The 16,535-nt window shown below is 39.5% G+C and carries 16 protein-coding genes and 2 pseudogenes; 14 read left to right on the top strand and 4 right to left on the bottom strand.

All coding sequences use genetic code 11. The features are described from left to right. The first annotated feature begins 1 nt into the window (after nt 1). The 6 genes and pseudogenes from F933_RS00305 to F933_RS00280 all read left to right on the top strand — a co-directional run bounded on the left by F933_RS00305 (nt 2) and on the right by F933_RS00280 (nt 3,932). Nucleotides 2-265, top strand: a complete 264-nt coding sequence (locus F933_RS00305; RefSeq protein ID WP_005057346.1) for a PAAR domain-containing protein — start codon at nt 2-4, stop codon at nt 263-265. 152 nt (nt 266-417) lie between these two features. Beyond that, complete coding sequence (locus F933_RS00300; protein ID WP_005057344.1) at nt 418-849, top strand: hypothetical protein; 432 nt, start codon at nt 418-420, stop codon at nt 847-849. Nucleotides 850-903: 54 nt separating this feature from the next. Further along, a pseudogene (locus F933_RS00295) lies at nt 904-1,307 on the top strand (NF045616 family extracytoplasmic (lipo)protein). A gap of 552 nt (nt 1,308-1,859) precedes the next feature. Further along, on the top strand, nt 1,860-2,618 hold the full coding sequence (modA, locus tag F933_RS00290; protein WP_005057338.1) for a molybdate ABC transporter substrate-binding protein: 759 nt from the start codon (nt 1,860-1,862) through the stop codon (nt 2,616-2,618). Between the two features lie 4 nt (nt 2,619-2,622). Beyond that, entirely contained in the window at nt 2,623-3,312 is a 690-nt protein-coding gene (gene modB, locus F933_RS00285; RefSeq protein ID WP_005057336.1) for a molybdate ABC transporter permease subunit, read from the top strand. A 2-nt stretch (nt 3,313-3,314) separates the two neighbouring features. Further along, a complete protein-coding gene (locus F933_RS00280) occupies nt 3,315-3,932 on the top strand; it encodes an ATP-binding cassette domain-containing protein (protein ID WP_005057333.1) in 618 nt (205 codons plus the stop codon). Here F933_RS00280 and F933_RS17515 read toward each other — a convergent pair. Together F933_RS17515 and chrA are read right to left on the bottom strand one after the other, a co-directional pair. Further along, a pseudogene (locus F933_RS17515) lies at nt 3,927-4,049 on the bottom strand (metal-sensitive transcriptional regulator); the annotation flags it as partial. The gene F933_RS00280 and the pseudogene F933_RS17515 overlap by 6 nt on opposite strands. 44 nt (nt 4,050-4,093) lie before the next feature. After that, entirely contained in the window at nt 4,094-5,437 is a 1,344-nt protein-coding gene (gene chrA, locus F933_RS00275) for a chromate efflux transporter (RefSeq protein WP_005057330.1), read from the bottom strand. A 260-nt stretch (nt 5,438-5,697) separates the two neighbouring features. Between chrA and tauA the strand changes: the two genes are divergently transcribed. The 4 genes from tauA to tauD are packed head-to-tail and all read left to right on the top strand — an operon-like array spanning nt 5,698 to nt 9,293. Continuing rightward, nucleotides 5,698-6,738: a taurine ABC transporter substrate-binding protein gene (tauA, locus tag F933_RS00270; protein WP_171065916.1), complete on the top strand. Its 1,041-nt coding sequence runs from the start codon at nt 5,698-5,700 to the stop codon at nt 6,736-6,738. A 9-nt stretch (nt 6,739-6,747) separates the two neighbouring features. Next, the gene (locus tag F933_RS00265; RefSeq protein ID WP_005057327.1) at nt 6,748-7,539 is read left to right on the top strand and encodes a taurine ABC transporter ATP-binding protein; all 792 of its coding nucleotides are present in this window, start codon (nt 6,748-6,750) and stop codon (nt 7,537-7,539) included. Beyond that, nucleotides 7,536-8,417 carry a taurine ABC transporter permease TauC gene (tauC, locus tag F933_RS00260; protein WP_005057325.1) on the top strand — a complete coding sequence of 294 codons (882 nt, stop codon included), beginning with the start codon at nt 7,536-7,538 and terminating at the stop codon, nt 8,415-8,417. Before F933_RS00265 ends, tauC begins: the two co-directional genes overlap by 4 nt. Nucleotides 8,418-8,447: 30 nt before the next feature. Beyond that, a complete protein-coding gene (gene tauD / locus F933_RS00255) occupies nt 8,448-9,293 on the top strand; it encodes a taurine dioxygenase (RefSeq protein WP_005057322.1) in 846 nt (281 codons plus the stop codon). A 443-nt stretch (nt 9,294-9,736) separates the two neighbouring features. Here the strand turns inward: tauD and F933_RS00250 are convergent, their stop codons facing one another. Next, entirely contained in the window at nt 9,737-10,837 is a 1,101-nt protein-coding gene (locus F933_RS00250; RefSeq protein ID WP_005057319.1) for an AraC family transcriptional regulator, read from the bottom strand. Between the two features lie 62 nt (nt 10,838-10,899). On the opposite strand from F933_RS00250, the gene F933_RS00245 reads away from it, so the two are divergent. From F933_RS00245 to F933_RS00235, 3 genes are all read left to right on the top strand, one after another. Beyond that, nucleotides 10,900-12,648, top strand: coding sequence for a neutral/alkaline non-lysosomal ceramidase N-terminal domain-containing protein (locus F933_RS00245; protein WP_005057316.1), 1,749 nt, complete (start codon nt 10,900-10,902; stop codon nt 12,646-12,648). Continuing rightward, nucleotides 12,645-13,931 carry a D-arabinono-1,4-lactone oxidase gene (locus F933_RS00240; RefSeq protein WP_005057314.1) on the top strand — a complete coding sequence of 429 codons (1,287 nt, stop codon included), beginning with the start codon at nt 12,645-12,647 and terminating at the stop codon, nt 13,929-13,931. The genes F933_RS00245 and F933_RS00240 overlap by 4 nt, the downstream gene beginning before the upstream one ends. Before the next feature lie 243 nt (nt 13,932-14,174). After that, nucleotides 14,175-15,338: an alanine racemase gene (locus tag F933_RS00235; protein ID WP_005057312.1), complete on the top strand. Its 1,164-nt coding sequence runs from the start codon at nt 14,175-14,177 to the stop codon at nt 15,336-15,338. Between the two features lie 48 nt (nt 15,339-15,386). Here the strand turns inward: F933_RS00235 and F933_RS00230 are convergent, their stop codons facing one another. Next, the gene (locus F933_RS00230; RefSeq protein ID WP_005056283.1) at nt 15,387-15,770 is read right to left on the bottom strand and encodes a DUF3144 domain-containing protein; all 384 of its coding nucleotides are present in this window, start codon (nt 15,768-15,770) and stop codon (nt 15,387-15,389) included. A gap of 104 nt (nt 15,771-15,874) precedes the next feature. On the opposite strand from F933_RS00230, the gene F933_RS00225 reads away from it, so the two are divergent. Beyond that, nucleotides 15,875-16,507 (top strand): hypothetical protein, encoded by a 633-nt coding sequence (locus F933_RS00225; RefSeq protein ID WP_005057310.1) that lies wholly within the window; start codon nt 15,875-15,877, stop codon nt 16,505-16,507. The last annotated feature ends 28 nt before the right edge of the window (nt 16,508-16,535 follow it).

Below are 16,535 nucleotides of genomic sequence, written 5' to 3'. Positions count from 1 at the left end.
TATGGCGACACCTTATATTGTGATTGGTTGTCCTACAACAGGTGGTGGGCAGGTGATTACTGGAAACAGTAGCTTTCTCATTGAAGGAATTCCGATTGCCTGTGTGGGAGATAAGGCAACGTGCCCTAAGCATCAAACGGTTGCTACCATTATTGCTGGCGATCCAAATATGCAGGTGATGGGTAAAGCTGCGGCAAGAGTGAGTGATGCATTGTCGTGTGGTTGCAAGCTGTTGCCAAAGCAGAATTTAGCGGTAAGAGGTTAAAGACTTTGAAAGCTCTTTGATTCAGTAAAGGGCTTCATTTTTTTATTACTGATTTCGAAAATTGCTCAAAGGAACAGATTTTTGATCAAATAACAGATAGAGCATGAATAGATCGAAGGAGGTTCCACATTCAATTTCGGGATGAGCTTCGGGTGGTGTTAAAACAAATTTCTATCATCTTATTGTTTGTTTTTCTTTTAGGTTGTAAAGAGAATCAGGTTGAAGATTTTAAATATGAGTTTTATGGTAGTAAGCTTTGTGCTCTAAAAACAAGTGATATGATAGCAGCTCATGAGTTTGGGCTATTAGATATCTCATTTAAGCATAAGGAAAGTATTTTTGATGAGAAATTATCGATTGATATGTATGAAGAAAGCTTAAAAAATTTATCTAATAAACAGAGTAAGTCTATTTTCTGTTTTGAACCATTGAAAGTAAAATATAGTAGTTTAGAGACGCAAATTAGACTAGAGATTAAAAAAGGTAAATATTTGAGACAATACGAATTTATAAATTATTCATACTTGTCCGGACGTGATTCTAAGTTGAATCTATCAAAAAATGAAATCATTGAATGTAAATAAAGTGGGAAGGGCTATGAGTGGTAGTCAATATTGATTGTCTTTTAGATTTTAAATATGAATAAATATACTTTATCTGTTTTTATTATTCTTGCATACTTAACTGGTTGTAATCCTCAAGGTAAGGATCTTGAGGTAAAAATCAAACACAATCAACTATGTGTATTTACAAATAATTCTAAAATTTATTATGGTCTTAATAATACTTTTCTTATTTATTTAGGAAATATTGATTACAACAAAGATTTTAAAAGTACTTATGAAAAGCTATACACTAATACCCCTCTACCTATAGATGAAAAAAATGTGTTGCAATACCATTAAAAGAAATTGAACGTAATATTGCTTACGAAATTATTTTAGATACAAATAAAAGCTTTCATAGAAGTATTTGTGTTATGGATAAAGATAATAAACTAGAAGTTAGATATGTTGAGCCAGGAAAATCAACTTGTGACTGATTCAGTTTCTATCCTTAGATATTAGAATAGGTTGAAATGATTTAATGAAATGTTTGTGATGCTACTATATTGATAAAAAAGATTTATCCTTATAGATCTGATGTTAATAAGCATGAAGCAGAAAATGGCACAACTTTTGCTAAAACAAAAATAGGATAGCTTTTCTCGCTATTATTTAGAAATAGACAAAGGCGTCTATTCCGCATCATTCGGTTGATGTTTGGATAGGCGTTTTTTTTTATTTCAGAAGGAAAATTGCTGTTTATCGTTATATTTTTCGGTAAATAACGATTGATTGAGAGAAAAGTTGATCTTGATTAGGCTAAGTTTTGCTCATATCACAAGGTATGCAGTGCTGCACTAAAGTGGTTTGAGATTAATTTTTTGCACCAAATGATGATCTTGATTCCTATCGTTAGATCATTGAGCTTTAAAAACAGATGACTATGAAGAAGAACAAGGCTAGCGAATTTTTGTTTTTAGTGTATCTTTATTAAGCGATATGTTTTCAAGAATATATCGAATTCTGAGGATGAGGTCGTTCCATTGGTGATGATACAAAAATACCGATATGCATTGGCTATATGCGTTGGCTTATTTAGCTGTAGACAAACATTTGCGGTAGATAGAGTTACAGTATATGCAGCTGCAAGTTTAACCAATGCGATCAATGAATTAGATATGATCTATGAGCAGAAAAATAAAGTTCAAATCAAAACATCATATGCAGGTTCATCAACTTTAGCCAAGCAAATTGAAGCAGGTGCGCCAGCTGATATTTTTATATCAGCAGATGTTCAATGGATGGATTATTTGCAGAATAAACAGTTGGTATCTACAAATGATCGCGTGAATTTATTGGGTAATCGTTTGGTAGTGATTGCTCCCAAAGCTCGCCCAATCAAATTAAAAATAGGTAAAAGTTTTGATTTCACTAGGGTTGCTCAAGGTAAATGGTGTACAGGTGATACTAAGAGCGTACCTGTTGGGAAATATGCAAAGCAGGCTTTGACCTCGATCGGTTGGTGGGATAAGGTTTCAACTCGTTTAGTGGAAACCGAAGATGTACGTGCTGCTTTAAACTTTGTGGCACGTGGTGAATGTCAGTTGGGGATTGTTTACGCTACTGATGCAGCGATCAGCAAAAATGTCGTCATCGTTGGAACATTTCCAGAAAATACCTATCAATCTATTATTTATCCAATAGGTTTAGTAAACAAGAATACAGAGTCAATGAAATTCTATAAATTTTTACAAAGCAGTCAGGCAACAAAAGTATTTAAAAAATATGGTTTTAGCGTACTTAAGTAATTAAATGATGATTCTGACTCCCGAGGAACTTGAAGTATTGCTACTGTCATCTAAAGTGGCAGCAACATGTCTGATTGTGAGTTTAATTCCAGCAATTTTGATTGCTTGGATTTTAGCTAGGAAAGAGTTCTGGGGTAAATCACTATTTGAAACACTGGTTTTCTTACCTTTAGTGTTACCACCAGTTGTACCTGGTTATTTGTTACTTCAAATTTTTGGCAATCGAGGCATCATAGGACAATATCTAGCACCACTTGGATTGGAGTTTGCGTTTAATTGGAAAGGGGCGGTATTGGCATCTGCGGTAATGGGCTTTCCTTTACTCGTACAATCAATTCGACTGGCGATTGAACTGGTGGATCAGCGTTTAGAAATGGCGGCAAAAACTTTAGGTGCTTCTGCATTCGGCACGTTTATGCAGGTAACTTTGCCACTTGCAAGCAGCGGAATTTTGGTGGGAAGTATTTTATGTTTTTGCCGCAGTTTAGGGGAGTTTGGCGCAACCATTACCTTCGTTGGGAATATTGCCAGTGAAACACGGACTTTGCCTTTAGCCATGTATAGTTTGATGCAGCAACCTGATACTGAAGCAGCAGTTTGGCGTTTAATTATCTTATCCTTATCCGTAGCTTTCTTTGCACTATGGTTTGCGCAATGGTTCAATCGTTATCAGAAAAATAAACGTGGTTGTTAAGCATGATTGATTGTCATATCCAACTTACCCAAGGACAATTTTCTCTAGACCAACGCTTTCAATCTGATCAGTCTGTGATTGGTTTATTTGGAGCTTCAGGTTCAGGAAAAACCACGATTTTGCATAGTATTGCTGGGTTGATTAAACCCCAATCAGGTTGGATTAAAATACAGAATCAAACATGGTTTGATCGGGCTCAGAAAATTAACCTGAGTACACAACAGCGTCGGATTGGTTTGGTATTTCAGGATGCACAGTTATTTCCTCATAAAAATGTAATGCAGAATCTACTGTTTGGCTTCAAACATATTCGCCCAGCGCAACGTCAGTTTGAACTCGACTATATTGTTGAATTGCTTAAATTGGAGCATTTAACTGAAAGGATGCCGATTAAGCTCTCAGGAGGTGAAAAACAACGTGTTGCTCTTGGGCGTGCCTTGCTGTACTCACCACAATTATTATTATTAGATGAACCACTTTCTGCGCTTGATTCCGCACACAAAAAAGAGATTATTCCTTTCTTTCAAAAAATCAAAACAGAACTCAAAATTCCGATGCTGTATGTGAGTCATGATAAATCTGAAATCAAACAACTCACTCACGAGATTTGGTATCTATAAATAACGTTGTAATAAAGCAAGAAACTTTTGTATTTCTTCTTCATTAATATGTTCAGCATCCTTTAGTACGTGTTCTTTTAAGTGTTATTCAATTAATTGATTCATTAAACCATTTACAACAGTACCTTTTGAGTCGGATAACTCAACTCAAGCTCAATAGTTTAAACAAAGAGATACAGGATCAAACCAGAAAGTGCTGAAGCAAAGATCACGTAAAGAACATTCATCTGAAATTTAAAGAGTGCGATCATCGCTGCAACGGTAATGATTGCCGCTTCGTAGTTAAATGCATGATCAAAACCATTTGGCCACAGCACGTGATAGCTAAAGAATAGAGCAAGATTAAGAATTACACCTACAACAGCAGCGGTGATCGCAGTGAGTGGTGCGGTAAACTTAAGCTCGTTATGTGTAGATTCAATCAGTGGTGCGCCAGCGAAAATAAAAACGAAGGAAAAGAGAAAGGTAAACCAAGTAACAATCACTGCAGCTACTGCACCTGCAAGAAACAGATGCTCAGTTCCAAGTAAAGCTTGATTAAAGCCACCCAAGAAGCCTACAAACGCTACAACCATAATTAAAGGGCCAGGTGTACTTTCTCCGAGAGCCAATCCATCAATCATTTGAGTGGGATTTAACCATCCGTAGTAATTCACTGCACCTTGGTAAACATAAGGCAACACAGCATATGCTCCGCCAAAAGTAAGCAAGGCTGCTTTAGTAAAGAACCATGCCATCTGAGTATAAGCGTGTTGCCAGCCTAGGCTGAAGGTCAATAGTAAGATCGGAATACACCATAAAAATGCTGTGATAAGTACAATTTTAGCGAGATTCGCCCAGCGAAAAATAGCATGGGCAGGTGGTGGTGTATTGTCATCAATCAGTGCTGCACCATAATTTTTTTGATTACTTTGATGAGATGCTTGCTGACTAAATAAATGTGGCTGCTTTTTACTGAGTAAATATCCAAGTATTGCGGCACAGAATACAATCAATGGAAATGGGATATTAAAGAAAAATATCGCGATAAAAGCAGCCGCTGCAATGAGCCATAAGAATTTGTTCTTGAGTGTGCGACTACCTATGCGATAAGTTGCATGAAAGACAATTGCCGTGACCGCTGGTTTAATCCCATAAAATAAACCTGCGATAATTGGGACATCTCCAAACTGTGCATAAATCCATGACAAGACAATCAGGATAAACAACGAGGGCAGCACAAATAGAATGCCTGCTACTAAACCACCTATAGTACGGTGCATTAACCAGCCGATGTAGATGGCAAGTTGCTGAGCTTCAGGTCCAGGCAACAAGATACAATAGTTGAGTGCATGTAAAAATCGTTTTTCAGAGATCCAACGCTTTTGTTCAACTAGCTCCTGATGCATCACTGCAATTTGACCTGCGGGTCCACCAAAACTAATAAATCCAAGTTTTAGCCAAAATAACAAGGCTTGCCAAAAAGGGATGTGGTCAGGTGCTGTGGTTGCATCAGATTGCTGCATAATCATTCTCAAATAGAGCGTTTATTTTTTTGAATATCGTGACTTTATTGCACATCATATGAAGGTGATGATTCTATATGAATCCAATTTATTTCTTTATATATTTTATTGCTTTGATAATTCAAATTGATGACTTTTCATAAGTTTATTTCACGTCTAAAGATTAAAGAATCCAGCTTATATATCTTTAAATTGCATAAACAACGCATTTTTTCTTATTTTTAATCATAAAGTGTGACGCATACCATAAGCCTATATTATTGAAAGATCATCTAATTATGGGCATCAAGAACTCCAAGCCGCTAATTGTTACTGCGATCGTCCTAGTGGCGATTGTTGCTTTTATTGTTTATCAAAATCAAAAGGATGCTGCACCAACTCAATCTAAAAATAATAAAGCGGTGGTGATTGCCTATCAAACAGGTATTGATCCGACCAAGGTTGCACAGGCAAATGGAGAATATGAGCGTGATACTAATCAAGCAATTCAATGGCGTAAATTTGATGCAGGTTCAGATGTAGTTAATGCATTGGCTTCGGGTGATGTAGTGATCGGCAATATCGGTTCTAGCCCTCTGGCTGCTGCTGCAAGTCGTGATTTACCGATTGAAGTCTTTCTGGTGACGGCTAAATTAGGTGGTTCTGAGGCATTGGTGGTGAGCAACAAATCAGGCATTAAAAACCCGCAAGATTTGATTGGTAAAACCATTGCTGTACCATTCGTTTCAACCACGCATTACAGCCTATTGTCAGCACTCAAACATTGGAATATTACGGATAACCAAGTCAAGATTATTAACTTACGTCCACCAGAAATCACAGCAGCTTGGGAGCGTGGTGATATTGATGCGACCTATGTTTGGGAACCTGCCTTAAGCAAAGTCAAAGCGACTGGTCATGTCTTAACAGACTCGAAACAAGTCGGTGAATGGGGCGCACCAACCTATGATTTATGGGTGGTTCGTAAAGATTTCGCTGAGAAAAATCCTGAGTTCTTAAAAGCCTTCGTGAGAACCAGCTTAAAGCAGATTGAAAGCTATAACCAAGATCCTAAAGCATTTGAGCAAAATGCAGACAATATCCAGAAAATTGCCCAACTGACAGGTTCTGATGCCAAAGATATTCCATTGCTTCTTGCAGGAAATATATACCTTGACCGTCAGCAGCAACAAGCTACTTTATCACGTGAATTTGCAAAGAATATTTTCGATACAGCCACTTTCTTAAAAAGCCAAGGCAAGGTGGATCAAGTAAATCCTGATTATCAAGGTAATGTCACCACCCAATTCTTACAGCCATAGGAGATCTAAATGAGCGTATTAGCTGCGGAGCATTTTCATTTAACCTTTCCAAACCAGAAGATGCCTGTATTGAAAGATATCAATCTGAAGATTGAAGAAGGCACTCTGACTGTAATTTTGGGTGAGTCTGGTTGTGGTAAAACTACATTACTGAATATTTTGGCAGGTTTTCAAAAACCAAGTTCAGGACAGATCAAACTTGATGATGAAGTATTAATGACGCCTGATGCTCGCCGTGCAGTGGTGTTCCAAGATCATGCGTTGTTACCGTGGTTAAATGTCTCTGAAAATATCGGTTTTGCTTTACAGCTCAAAGGTTTAAAAGAGCAAGAAATTCAACAGCAAGTCGATGCAATTCTTGAAATTGTCGGCTTGAGTCATGTGGCTAAAGCCAATATTTGGGAATTGTCAGGTGGCATGAAACAACGGGTTGGTATTGCACGTGCTTTGATTAGCCATGCAGCCTTTATTTTATTAGATGAACCTTTTGCTGCGCTTGATGCATTTACCCGTGAAACTATGCAGCAATTGGTGTTGGATTTATGGATACAACAAAATAAATCTTTTTTCCTCATTACCCATGACATTGAAGAAGCGTTATTGCTCAGCAATCAACTGGTATTGATGACAGCTCGTCCAGGAAAGATCGTTGAAACTTTAAAACTAGATTTTGCAGAGCGCTATAAGCAAGGCGAATCGATTCGTACGATTAAATCCGATACAAAATTTATTCAGTTACGTGAGCAATTGTTTGAACGCCTACGTGTACAGAAACAAGCAGGGTATGAGGAGACTGTATGACGGGAGAAGCAAAAAATACAGCCTATGAGCTAAGTAACACCGCAGAGTTTGCACAAATTGAGCCGAAACAATCAGCTTCAAGACGAAATGCTGTAGCTGATTTTCTCGCTCGTCATCGTAGTTTGGTGCTTAGTTTATCGAGTGTTATCAGTGTGCTGGTGATCTGGTATTTGATCACTGCTTTAAAAATTGTTCCAAGTTTGTTTTTGCCAAGCCCACAAGCGGTATGGCAGAAGTTTCTCGAAGTCAGTCAACAAGGCTTTATGAAAGCGACTTTATGGCAACATTTAGCCGCCAGTATTTCTCGTGTCTTATTGGCTCTGGTCGCCGCGATTGCGATTGGTGTGCCTTTAGGTTTATGGATGGGCTTGAACAAATGGGTGCGCGCGGTACTTGATCCTTTGGTTGAGCTGTTACGTCCGATACCACCTCTAGCCTATTTGCCATTATTGGTGATTTGGTTCGGGATTGGTGAAACCACTAAAGTACTTTTGATTTTCTTTTCCATCCTTGCACCTGTGATTATCAGCAGTACCCATGGCGTAATCAGTCATCAGCTTAATCGTGAGCGTGCAGCCTTATCTTTGGGTGCAAGCCAATCGCAAGTGTTTTGGCATGTAATTCTGCCGACAGCTTTACCGCATATCTTAACGGGTATTCGCATTGGTCTAGGTGTTGGCTGGTCAACTTTAGTGGCTTCTGAATTAGTCGCAGCAGATCGAGGTATTGGTTTTATGGTGCAGTCTGCAGCACAGTTCCTAATCACCGATACAGTAGTTCTCGGCATTATTGTTATTGCGATTGTCGCAGTCAGTTTTGAATTGTTTTTGCGTTGGTTACAGAAGCAATTATCTCCTTGGTATGGCCAACAGTTATAAGTGCAAATTGTAGAGAATAGAGCGTTAGAAATGACTTTAAACATTGAAATCATTAAATCAACCATTGGTGCCATTATTCACGATGTTGATTTAAATATGGTTGATGAAAATACAACACAACAGATTCAACAGGCTTTGCTAGATCATCATGTGATTTTCTTTCGTAATCAACAATTGGCACCACAAGCACAAGCTGAACTTGCTAGTGGTTTTGGTTCTTTACATATTCACCCTATTTTCCCAACAGTAGAAAATGTGCCTGAAATTATCGTACTGGACAGCTGGAAACAAGACTTACGTGATAATGAGCTTTGGCACACCGATGTGACTTTCAGTCAGAAACCGCCGTTGGGCTGTGTATTACAAGCCATCAAGATTCCACCTGTCGGTGGTGACACACTTTGGTCGAGTGGCGCAGCGGCTTTTGCTGCCTTGGATCAAGGTTTACAGCAAAAGTTAAAAGGGTTAACCGCAACGCATGATATTCGTCAGTCTTTCCCGATTGAACGTTTTGCGCATAATGATGTTGAGCGTAAAAAACTGGAAGAAACGTTTAAGCGTAATCCACCTGTTGTTCATCCTGTGGTGAGAACGCATCCTGTAACTGGTCAGCCGATTTTGTTCGTGAGTGAAGGTTTTACTACGCGTATTAATGAGCTTCATGAAACTGAAAGCGCTGAATTGCTACAGTATTTATTTGCGCATGCCACCAATGAACAGTTTCATTTGCGTTGGCAGTGGCAGGCAGGTGATGTGGCGATTTGGGATAATCGTTGTACACAGCATAAGGCTTTATTTGATTATGGTAATGCGCATCGGATTATGCACCGTGCCACGATTAATGGTGATGTACCGTTTTATCAAGCGGCAAGTTAAGGCTTTATTTAGCTTAGAAAGCTTGGGTAAATCCTGAGGTTTTTGATTATTGGGGCTGAGATTATTTCCAGTATTTGATACTCGGTAATCTCATCCACAACCTGCGTGGTTTTTATAAAGTTTAGTTTCTGCGAAAGATTTAAAAAGATTACAAGAAGTGGACAGGTTTTGTGGATGAGGATGCTTTTGGTTACTTTGGGCGAAACCAAAGTAACTCCAGCTGAAGGCTTATCCTTAAATTGAATGAGAGCACGGCACGATTCCGTTAACGTCCATCTTTCAATAAATTAACTCAATATTTAAAGCAGAAATTAGTGGTTGAATTCATCCATGCCGCCGAGCGCGGTAGTGAATTTTTGCGAGAATTTAAAATTACAAGAAAAAGCATTTACGGTCCGGTTTTATCTGCATCTGCGCTTGGAAATTTCTAGACCGTTTGATTCTTAGGCATTAAGTAAAATGATCTCATGTTTATAAACCGAAGGCGCTTGCCCAGTCCAGCGTTTAAAGGCACGTCGGAATTCGCGGAGCTCGCTAAAGCCCAGTTGTAGACTGATCTCACTCATGGATAGGTTTTGTTCAAGGAGTTGCTTTGCTTTACGTTCCAGTACATTTTGTCGAATTTGTTGAAAACTCAGACCTTCCAATAATAATTGCCGTCTTAGATGGCGTTCACTAATACGCAAATGCTCAGCAGCTTGCTGCATCTTGAAACGTTCAGGTAATTGCTGTTCAATTAAATGATCGAGTAAATGCACATAGCCCACCTGATTGAGCTGATCAATTTCTTTTAGGGCCTGTTCACAGATTTGGATGGCAGTTGCATAGTTGGCTGGGCTGTAATTCTTTAAGCCACGTTGCAACATACTGGTATTAAAGCGGATGATATTTTTAGGACTGTTAAATTGAATCGGGCAGCCAAAGATAGTTTTATATTGTTCTTGGTATTGGTTGGGGAAATAGCTGAGTTCAAGACTGATCACATCATCATGATCGCCCAGCATCGCGTTTAGACAAGTGATGATGCTGCTAAATAATTCATCATAAAAGAAGGCTTTCAAATCAGCACATGGATGAGACTCAGTCACTTCCACCTCACACATATCTGTTTGGAGACTAAAGTTGATATTGAGCACGCTGCCAGAAATACGATGGTAACGCAGCGCAATGTCTAAAGCATCAGCCACGGTCTTGCACGATTGCATGGCAAAACCCAAAATTCCCATTGAAATCAAACCTTCACTACTGCCAAGTTTTAAGCCGAGGTCGGGGTGTTGATAAGCTGTCATGGCTTGACGAATAACATCACAAAGCTGGGTAAAACGAACCACCCCTTGGGTTTGCCGTATTTGTGCAATGTCTAAACCTGAATTCTCAAACCATGCAGCATAATCCCACTGTTGCTGCTCTGCATAATGGATCAGGCTCGCCAGAATGGTGGGTGGAATAAATTGCTGTTGATCATTTTTATCGCTGGTACGTATAGGCATAAGTCCGTTTTGCCCCCCACAGAAAAGTGTCTTTAACCCTGTTGGGTATCGCATAATTTTGATTAACTTTCAACGTGCTTTAACACAGTTAGAAAAAGAATTGAAAGGAAGTCGTGATGTATCAGGTGGGTTGGGACAAGCAGCAAATCAAAATTACACCGAAAGGCTATGCCATGTTTGGTTATGGGCAATGGTCACATCGGGCCTATGAGCAGCGCACAGCTTTATTTGCACGTAGCGTGAGTATTGTCGATCAACAACATAACCGATTACTCATCTGTTGTCTGGACGTAGGCTGTATTACCCATGCGATACGTAGTCAAACCGTAGCGCGACTCACACAAATTCTAGATTCACCATTTGATGAAAATCAATTGGTCCTCATGGCAACCCATACTCACTCAGGACCTGGTGGTTGTCGCTATGAAGCTTTATACAATATGCCAACGCCTGGTTTTGTACCTGAACATTTAACTGTCATTGTTGAGGCGATTGTACTGAGTATTCAAAATGCGATTGCATCTGAACAAGACACCGAGATTTTTTTAAGTACGCAGCATTTTCCAGAACAGACACCTGTCGCATGGAATCGTTCGATCAAAGCCTACAATCGTAATCTAGAAGTTCAGCCACGTAACGAAGCTGAAACGCATTTAGCTTTGAACCGAGAAATGCAGCTGATCGGTTTCTATCGTGGACAAAAACTACAGTCCTTTATTTCCTTATTTGGGGTACATGCAACCTGTTTGGGAAATTCTTTAAACGCCTATGATGGTGATAATAAAGGCTACGCAGCCGCATTCTCTGAGCAGGCTTTAATTGAGCAAGGAATCCAAAATCCAGTCACAATTTTTGCACAAGCAACCGCAGGGGACGTATCACCGCATTTTCATGGCAAAGATCAGCTCAAGATCCGTAATAAGATTAAAGGCGAGCAGGAATATCAATACGCGCAACAAAATGGGCGCTACCAAAGTGAATTGGCTTTGACAGCTCTACAATCAAATATTCCTAAAAATTTGCAAAAAGTCGCAGGCAAGATCGATGCTGTTTTGTCCTATGTAGACCTGAGCAATATTGAAATTCCAGATCAGTTCGCAGCGGGTCAAAAGCATGCAAAGACCAGTCAGCCTTGTCATGGCACCGCATTTTTTGCAGGTACACCTGTTGATGGTCTAGGTGCACCCAAACCCTTAATTATGGGGATGCAATTTTTAGCGGATCAATTTCGTAAACAAAAAATGAAGAATCCAAAAGCAGCAGACTTTGAGGTGTATCAGCAGCTTTATGCCTCTCAAGGACCAAAACAGATACTACTGGAAGCGGATGCCAAAAAGATTTTAGGTCAGCCGATTGGTTTTCCGCCGAGTATTCTTGATCCGCTGATTGCTGAGATGAACCGACAAGTCAAAGCCGGTGCAATTCAGTACAGTCCTTTAGTCCCAAGTATTATTCCATTACAGATTGTGCGATTAGGTCAGTTAGCACTGGTCTGTTGTCCGGGAGAATTTACCACCATCGCAGGGCAGTGTGTGGTCGACACCTCTAAACAGACACTTGCCGTACAGGCTTCAATTGAACGAGTGTGGTTGGCATCCTACTGCAATGATTATATGGGTTATGTCACCACCTATGAAGAATACCAAGTGCAAGCCTATGAAGGGGGACATACCTTATTTGGTCAATGGACACTGGCTGCCTGTCAGAGCAAGTTCCAAGGCTTAGCAGAACAGTTATTATTAGAAAAAGATAAGCGTCATTACGATGAAATGACACGACCACCGCATATTCCTGTGCAGGAACTCGCAAAACGCACTAATCATGGCAATTTAAAAACTGCCGTTAGCCAAGGAGAGGCAGTATGAGTGATTTAACACAAGGTATTTGGTCAAACTGGTCTGGTTTTCAAAAATCTATGCCGCAACAGATTTTGCAACCTGCCAATATTCAAGAACTACAGTCCATTGTTCAGGCGCAGCAAAAAATACGGGTAGTCGGTGCTGGGCATTCCTTTACGCCGTTGGTGTGTACCGATGCAACCTTATTGTCTTTGGACCATATTGCGGGAATTGCATCGACTGATCTTGACCGATGTCAGAGCAGTATTTATGCAGGCACACGCTTATATGACCTAGACCAACATTTACAACTGCAATCCATCAATCAGGCTTTAATGAATCAAGGAGATATTGATCAGCAAAGTCTGGCGGGTGCAGTCTCTACAGGCACACATGGTACAGGTGCAGATTTACATTGTATTTCAGCCTATGTTGAAGCTTTTGAGCTATTGACGGCATCAGGTGAAATCCTGAAATGTAGTCGCACAGAGCATCCTGAAATCTTTGCCGCAGGGCGAGTCTCTTTGGGTAGCTTGGGTATCCTGACTCAGATCACCATGCAGAATCGCCCTCGCTATAAACTCAAAGAACATATTGAACTTTGTCCAGTCGAGGACATTATGCAACACATTCAGCAATGGAAGCATCAGCATCGACATATCGAGTGCTTTGTGTTTTCCCATGAAAAGCAGTTGATGCTGAAAACATTGGATGAGACAGATGAAGCGGTTTTGCCCCGTAAGGAAAATTTCCCATCGGATGATACTTTATTGACCTTATGCTCCGAGCTGACCAAAAAATTTCCTTCGCTGAATCCTTATTTACAGAAGCTACTCGGCATTTTTGTTAAACCAACCACCTATGTTGATTGGTCGAGCAAAATATTTCCAACACCGCGTAATACCAAGTTCAATGAAATGGAGTATCAGATTCCTGTTGATCGTGGAATTGAGTGTTTGGATGAAGTCTTGAATGCTTTAAGAAAGTATAAAGTTGCTACCTTTTTCCCGCTCGAATTTCGCTTTGTGAAGGGGGATGATATTTGGCTCAGTCCATTTTATCAGCAGGATTCCATTTCGATCTCGGTTCATCAATATCATAAGCAAGACCCGCGTTTGATTTTTGATGTGGTTGAGCCAATCTTGCAAAAATATAAGGGGCGTCCGCATTGGGGTAAAATGCATCAAATGAACAAGACACAGCTTCGGGCTTTATATCCAAAGTGGGATGATTTTATGGCTTTGCGTCAGCAGCTTGACCCAGAAGCTAAGTTTTTAAATCCCTATCTGGAAAAGCTGTTTTTAGGTTAAATCGAATTTTTATGAGTTGGAAGTACTTATCAGAATCATATCGAATTGCCATCCAATTAAGGGTGAAGCTTTCGGTTAGATTTACTTTGGTTTCGTCTTGAGAAGCATTTCAAGCTTTGCAAGATGTATTTAAACTCTTGCGTTTTGCCAAAGCTTTAGTCGCTTTGGCTTGCTCAGGTTGTAGATGACATTCCCTCGTATAAGATAGTTTTTAGGATCACGATTAAATAAAAAGGTATAGCCATGTTGGGTCATTATTTTAAACAACTCAATCTCGACCTGAAAAAACAGGGGATTGCCACTCCGCAACTCATTATCGATGAAGCAGCGTTAAAACAAAATATCCAGCATGTTCAGATTCGACTTGCTCATGCCAAACATTTAAAGGCACGCTTGGTGGTGAAGTCATTAGCGAGCCTAGATTTACTCAAATTGTTATCTGAACAACTGAATACGCAAAGTTTTATGGTGTTCCACCAACCACATATCATTTCAATCTTAGAAAATTTTGCTGAAGCCGATATCCTGTTAGGCAAACCGATGCCTGCCCAAGCGGTTCGTCAATTTTTTGAACAGCATGCAGAATGGGCGAATGCTAAAATTCAGTGGCTGATTGATAGCAAGCAACGCTTACAGCAATATTTGGAGATTGCACAGCTCTATTCGCTATGTTTGGATGTGAATATTGAAATTGATGTGGGTTTACATCGTGGTGGCGTGCAATCGGCAGCTCAAATGGTCGAAATATTAAAGTTGATTCAACAGTATCCACAGTATTTAAAGCTTTCTGGTTTGATGGGCTATGATGCACATGTCAGTAAAATTCCAGCCATCATCAAAAAGCCTGAATTGGCTTATCAAAGCTCGCAGCAGACCTATGCCGATTACCAAAAGCTAATTAAACAGCAGTTCCCAACGCTGTGGAGGGATGAGCTTTGCTTTAATGGTGGTGGTAGTCCAACCTTTAGTCATCATACAACTAAAAGTGTATGTAATGATTTGTCCTTTGGTTCAATACTCTTGAAACCAAGTGATTTTGACAGTGAATTTTTAAGGGCATTGCAACCTGCGTTATGGATTGCTGCGCCTGTATTAAAAATACTGCCATTTACTCAACTTCCTTCTATGGCTTTATTGGATAAATTGCCACATAAATGTAAGGCACTGTTTATTTACGGTGGCTATTGGTTAGCAAATTATGTTTATCCTCATCAAGCGCATACTCATGTATTGTATGGACGCAGCAGTAATCAGGAATTGGTCAATGTACCGAAGGATTGCGATATTCAAGTCGATGATTTTGTGTTTTTAAGACCGACGCAAAGCGAAGCGATTATTCCTCAGTTTTCTGAGTTAAAGCTTTATCGCAAACATGCATTTGAAACATGGGAAACGTTTAGAGAATAATGAATTAGAGCTATTGTTATTTAAATAATAGCTCTAATTGTGATTGGTTTAGTGATCGTGTTTATGGGTATGAAAATCTTCATTTTTACGGAAGCGTAAATAATTCTCAAATTGTTCACAATATTCGTCAAAATTATCTTCTAACATCATTTGAAACTGTTGAAGCAAATAAGACATGACTTGCTCTTTAGCATCACGCATTTCATTACCATCTTTAAAATTATTTGCAGCAACCCATGTATTAAAACGAGCTGTTGCAAATAACATTGCGGCACTGACTTGGGCACGCAACTCTTCAGGCTTGGCTTGTTTACCTTTTGGTGGACGACAAAACTCATTGGCTTGTTTGATAAATTCATCAGCACGCTCAAAAAATACGGCATTTAACGCTTCTTCTTCCGTCACATCGGTGGCGTTGATTTTTTGAGACATGATCATTTTCCAACAAAAATAAGACGTCTTATTATAGTCAAAGCCTTGTCGAAACTAAACCTTTGCCTTAATCTAAAATAGCCTAAGCAATTCGAATAATTATCATGCAAGATGCAATCGCGATTCAAAGCTTAAAAACAGATATCGCTTTACTTCGTCAACATATTTATCCACCTCAATATTTGGAACATGTTGAAGATTTACCGATTTATTATGGTCTAAAGGATCAGGTTGATGAATATTATCGTCAATGGGAGCCATTAATTGAAAGGGCACAGCAGTTATGTCAACCCTTTATGGAAGATGAGCCTGTAGATGCAATTCATCTTCCGAGTCATTTGAATCTGCCATTGTTTTTCTTTCACGTCGATCGTATTCGAATCAATAAAACCCGTGCCAAAGAATCTAAAACTTTTTGTGGAGTTGCTGCGCTGGTCGAAAAGTGTGGGCAATTTGATACAGATCAGATTTTTGCGATGCAAGAATGGTTAGGGAGTGATGACACTGCTGCTTTGGTGGCTCATCGTGAGTTTATTGATTTACGCACTTACGTGTTTCAGCATGGACAAAGTGAATATACGCGTACCCGTTTTTATATGAATGCCGTCATTTTAAGTGTTGAGCCACATTTTAAATTGGTGGATGCACGTGATAAACCACGTAAGCAGCGTAATGACAGTTATAGTGATCCGATTGCGGATAATGGAACATGGAAGATTTTTGGGAAGTATCGGTAAATGATTTAAGCAAAATATGAAGATATTA

This window comes from Acinetobacter beijerinckii CIP 110307 (assembly GCF_000369005.1).
Classification (GTDB): Bacteria; Pseudomonadota; Gammaproteobacteria; order Pseudomonadales; family Moraxellaceae; genus Acinetobacter; species Acinetobacter beijerinckii.
Note: the sequence above shows the minus strand (reverse complement) of the source record. Positions and strands in the feature narration are given on the sequence as shown.

Coding starts and splice junctions, on each gene's coding strand:
- F933_RS00305 (WP_005057346.1), top strand. CDS start 2: ATGGCGACACCTTATATTGTGATTGGTTGTCCTACAACAGGTGGTGGG.
- modA (WP_005057338.1), top strand. CDS start 1,860: ATGATACAAAAATACCGATATGCATTGGCTATATGCGTTGGCTTATTT.
- modB (WP_005057336.1), top strand. CDS start 2,623: ATGATGATTCTGACTCCCGAGGAACTTGAAGTATTGCTACTGTCATCT.
- F933_RS00280 (WP_005057333.1), top strand. CDS start 3,315: ATGATTGATTGTCATATCCAACTTACCCAAGGACAATTTTCTCTAGAC.
- chrA (WP_005057330.1), bottom strand. CDS start 5,437: ATGCAGCAATCTGATGCAACCACAGCACCTGACCACATCCCTTTTTGG.
- F933_RS00265 (WP_005057327.1), top strand. CDS start 6,748: ATGAGCGTATTAGCTGCGGAGCATTTTCATTTAACCTTTCCAAACCAG.
- tauC (WP_005057325.1), top strand. CDS start 7,536: ATGACGGGAGAAGCAAAAAATACAGCCTATGAGCTAAGTAACACCGCA.
- tauD (WP_005057322.1), top strand. CDS start 8,448: ATGACTTTAAACATTGAAATCATTAAATCAACCATTGGTGCCATTATT.
- F933_RS00250 (WP_005057319.1), bottom strand. CDS start 10,837: ATGCGATACCCAACAGGGTTAAAGACACTTTTCTGTGGGGGGCAAAAC.
- F933_RS00245 (WP_005057316.1), top strand. CDS start 10,900: ATGTATCAGGTGGGTTGGGACAAGCAGCAAATCAAAATTACACCGAAA.
- F933_RS00240 (WP_005057314.1), top strand. CDS start 12,645: ATGAGTGATTTAACACAAGGTATTTGGTCAAACTGGTCTGGTTTTCAA.
- F933_RS00235 (WP_005057312.1), top strand. CDS start 14,175: ATGTTGGGTCATTATTTTAAACAACTCAATCTCGACCTGAAAAAACAG.
- F933_RS00230 (WP_005056283.1), bottom strand. CDS start 15,770: ATGTCTCAAAAAATCAACGCCACCGATGTGACGGAAGAAGAAGCGTTA.
- F933_RS00225 (WP_005057310.1), top strand. CDS start 15,875: ATGCAAGATGCAATCGCGATTCAAAGCTTAAAAACAGATATCGCTTTA.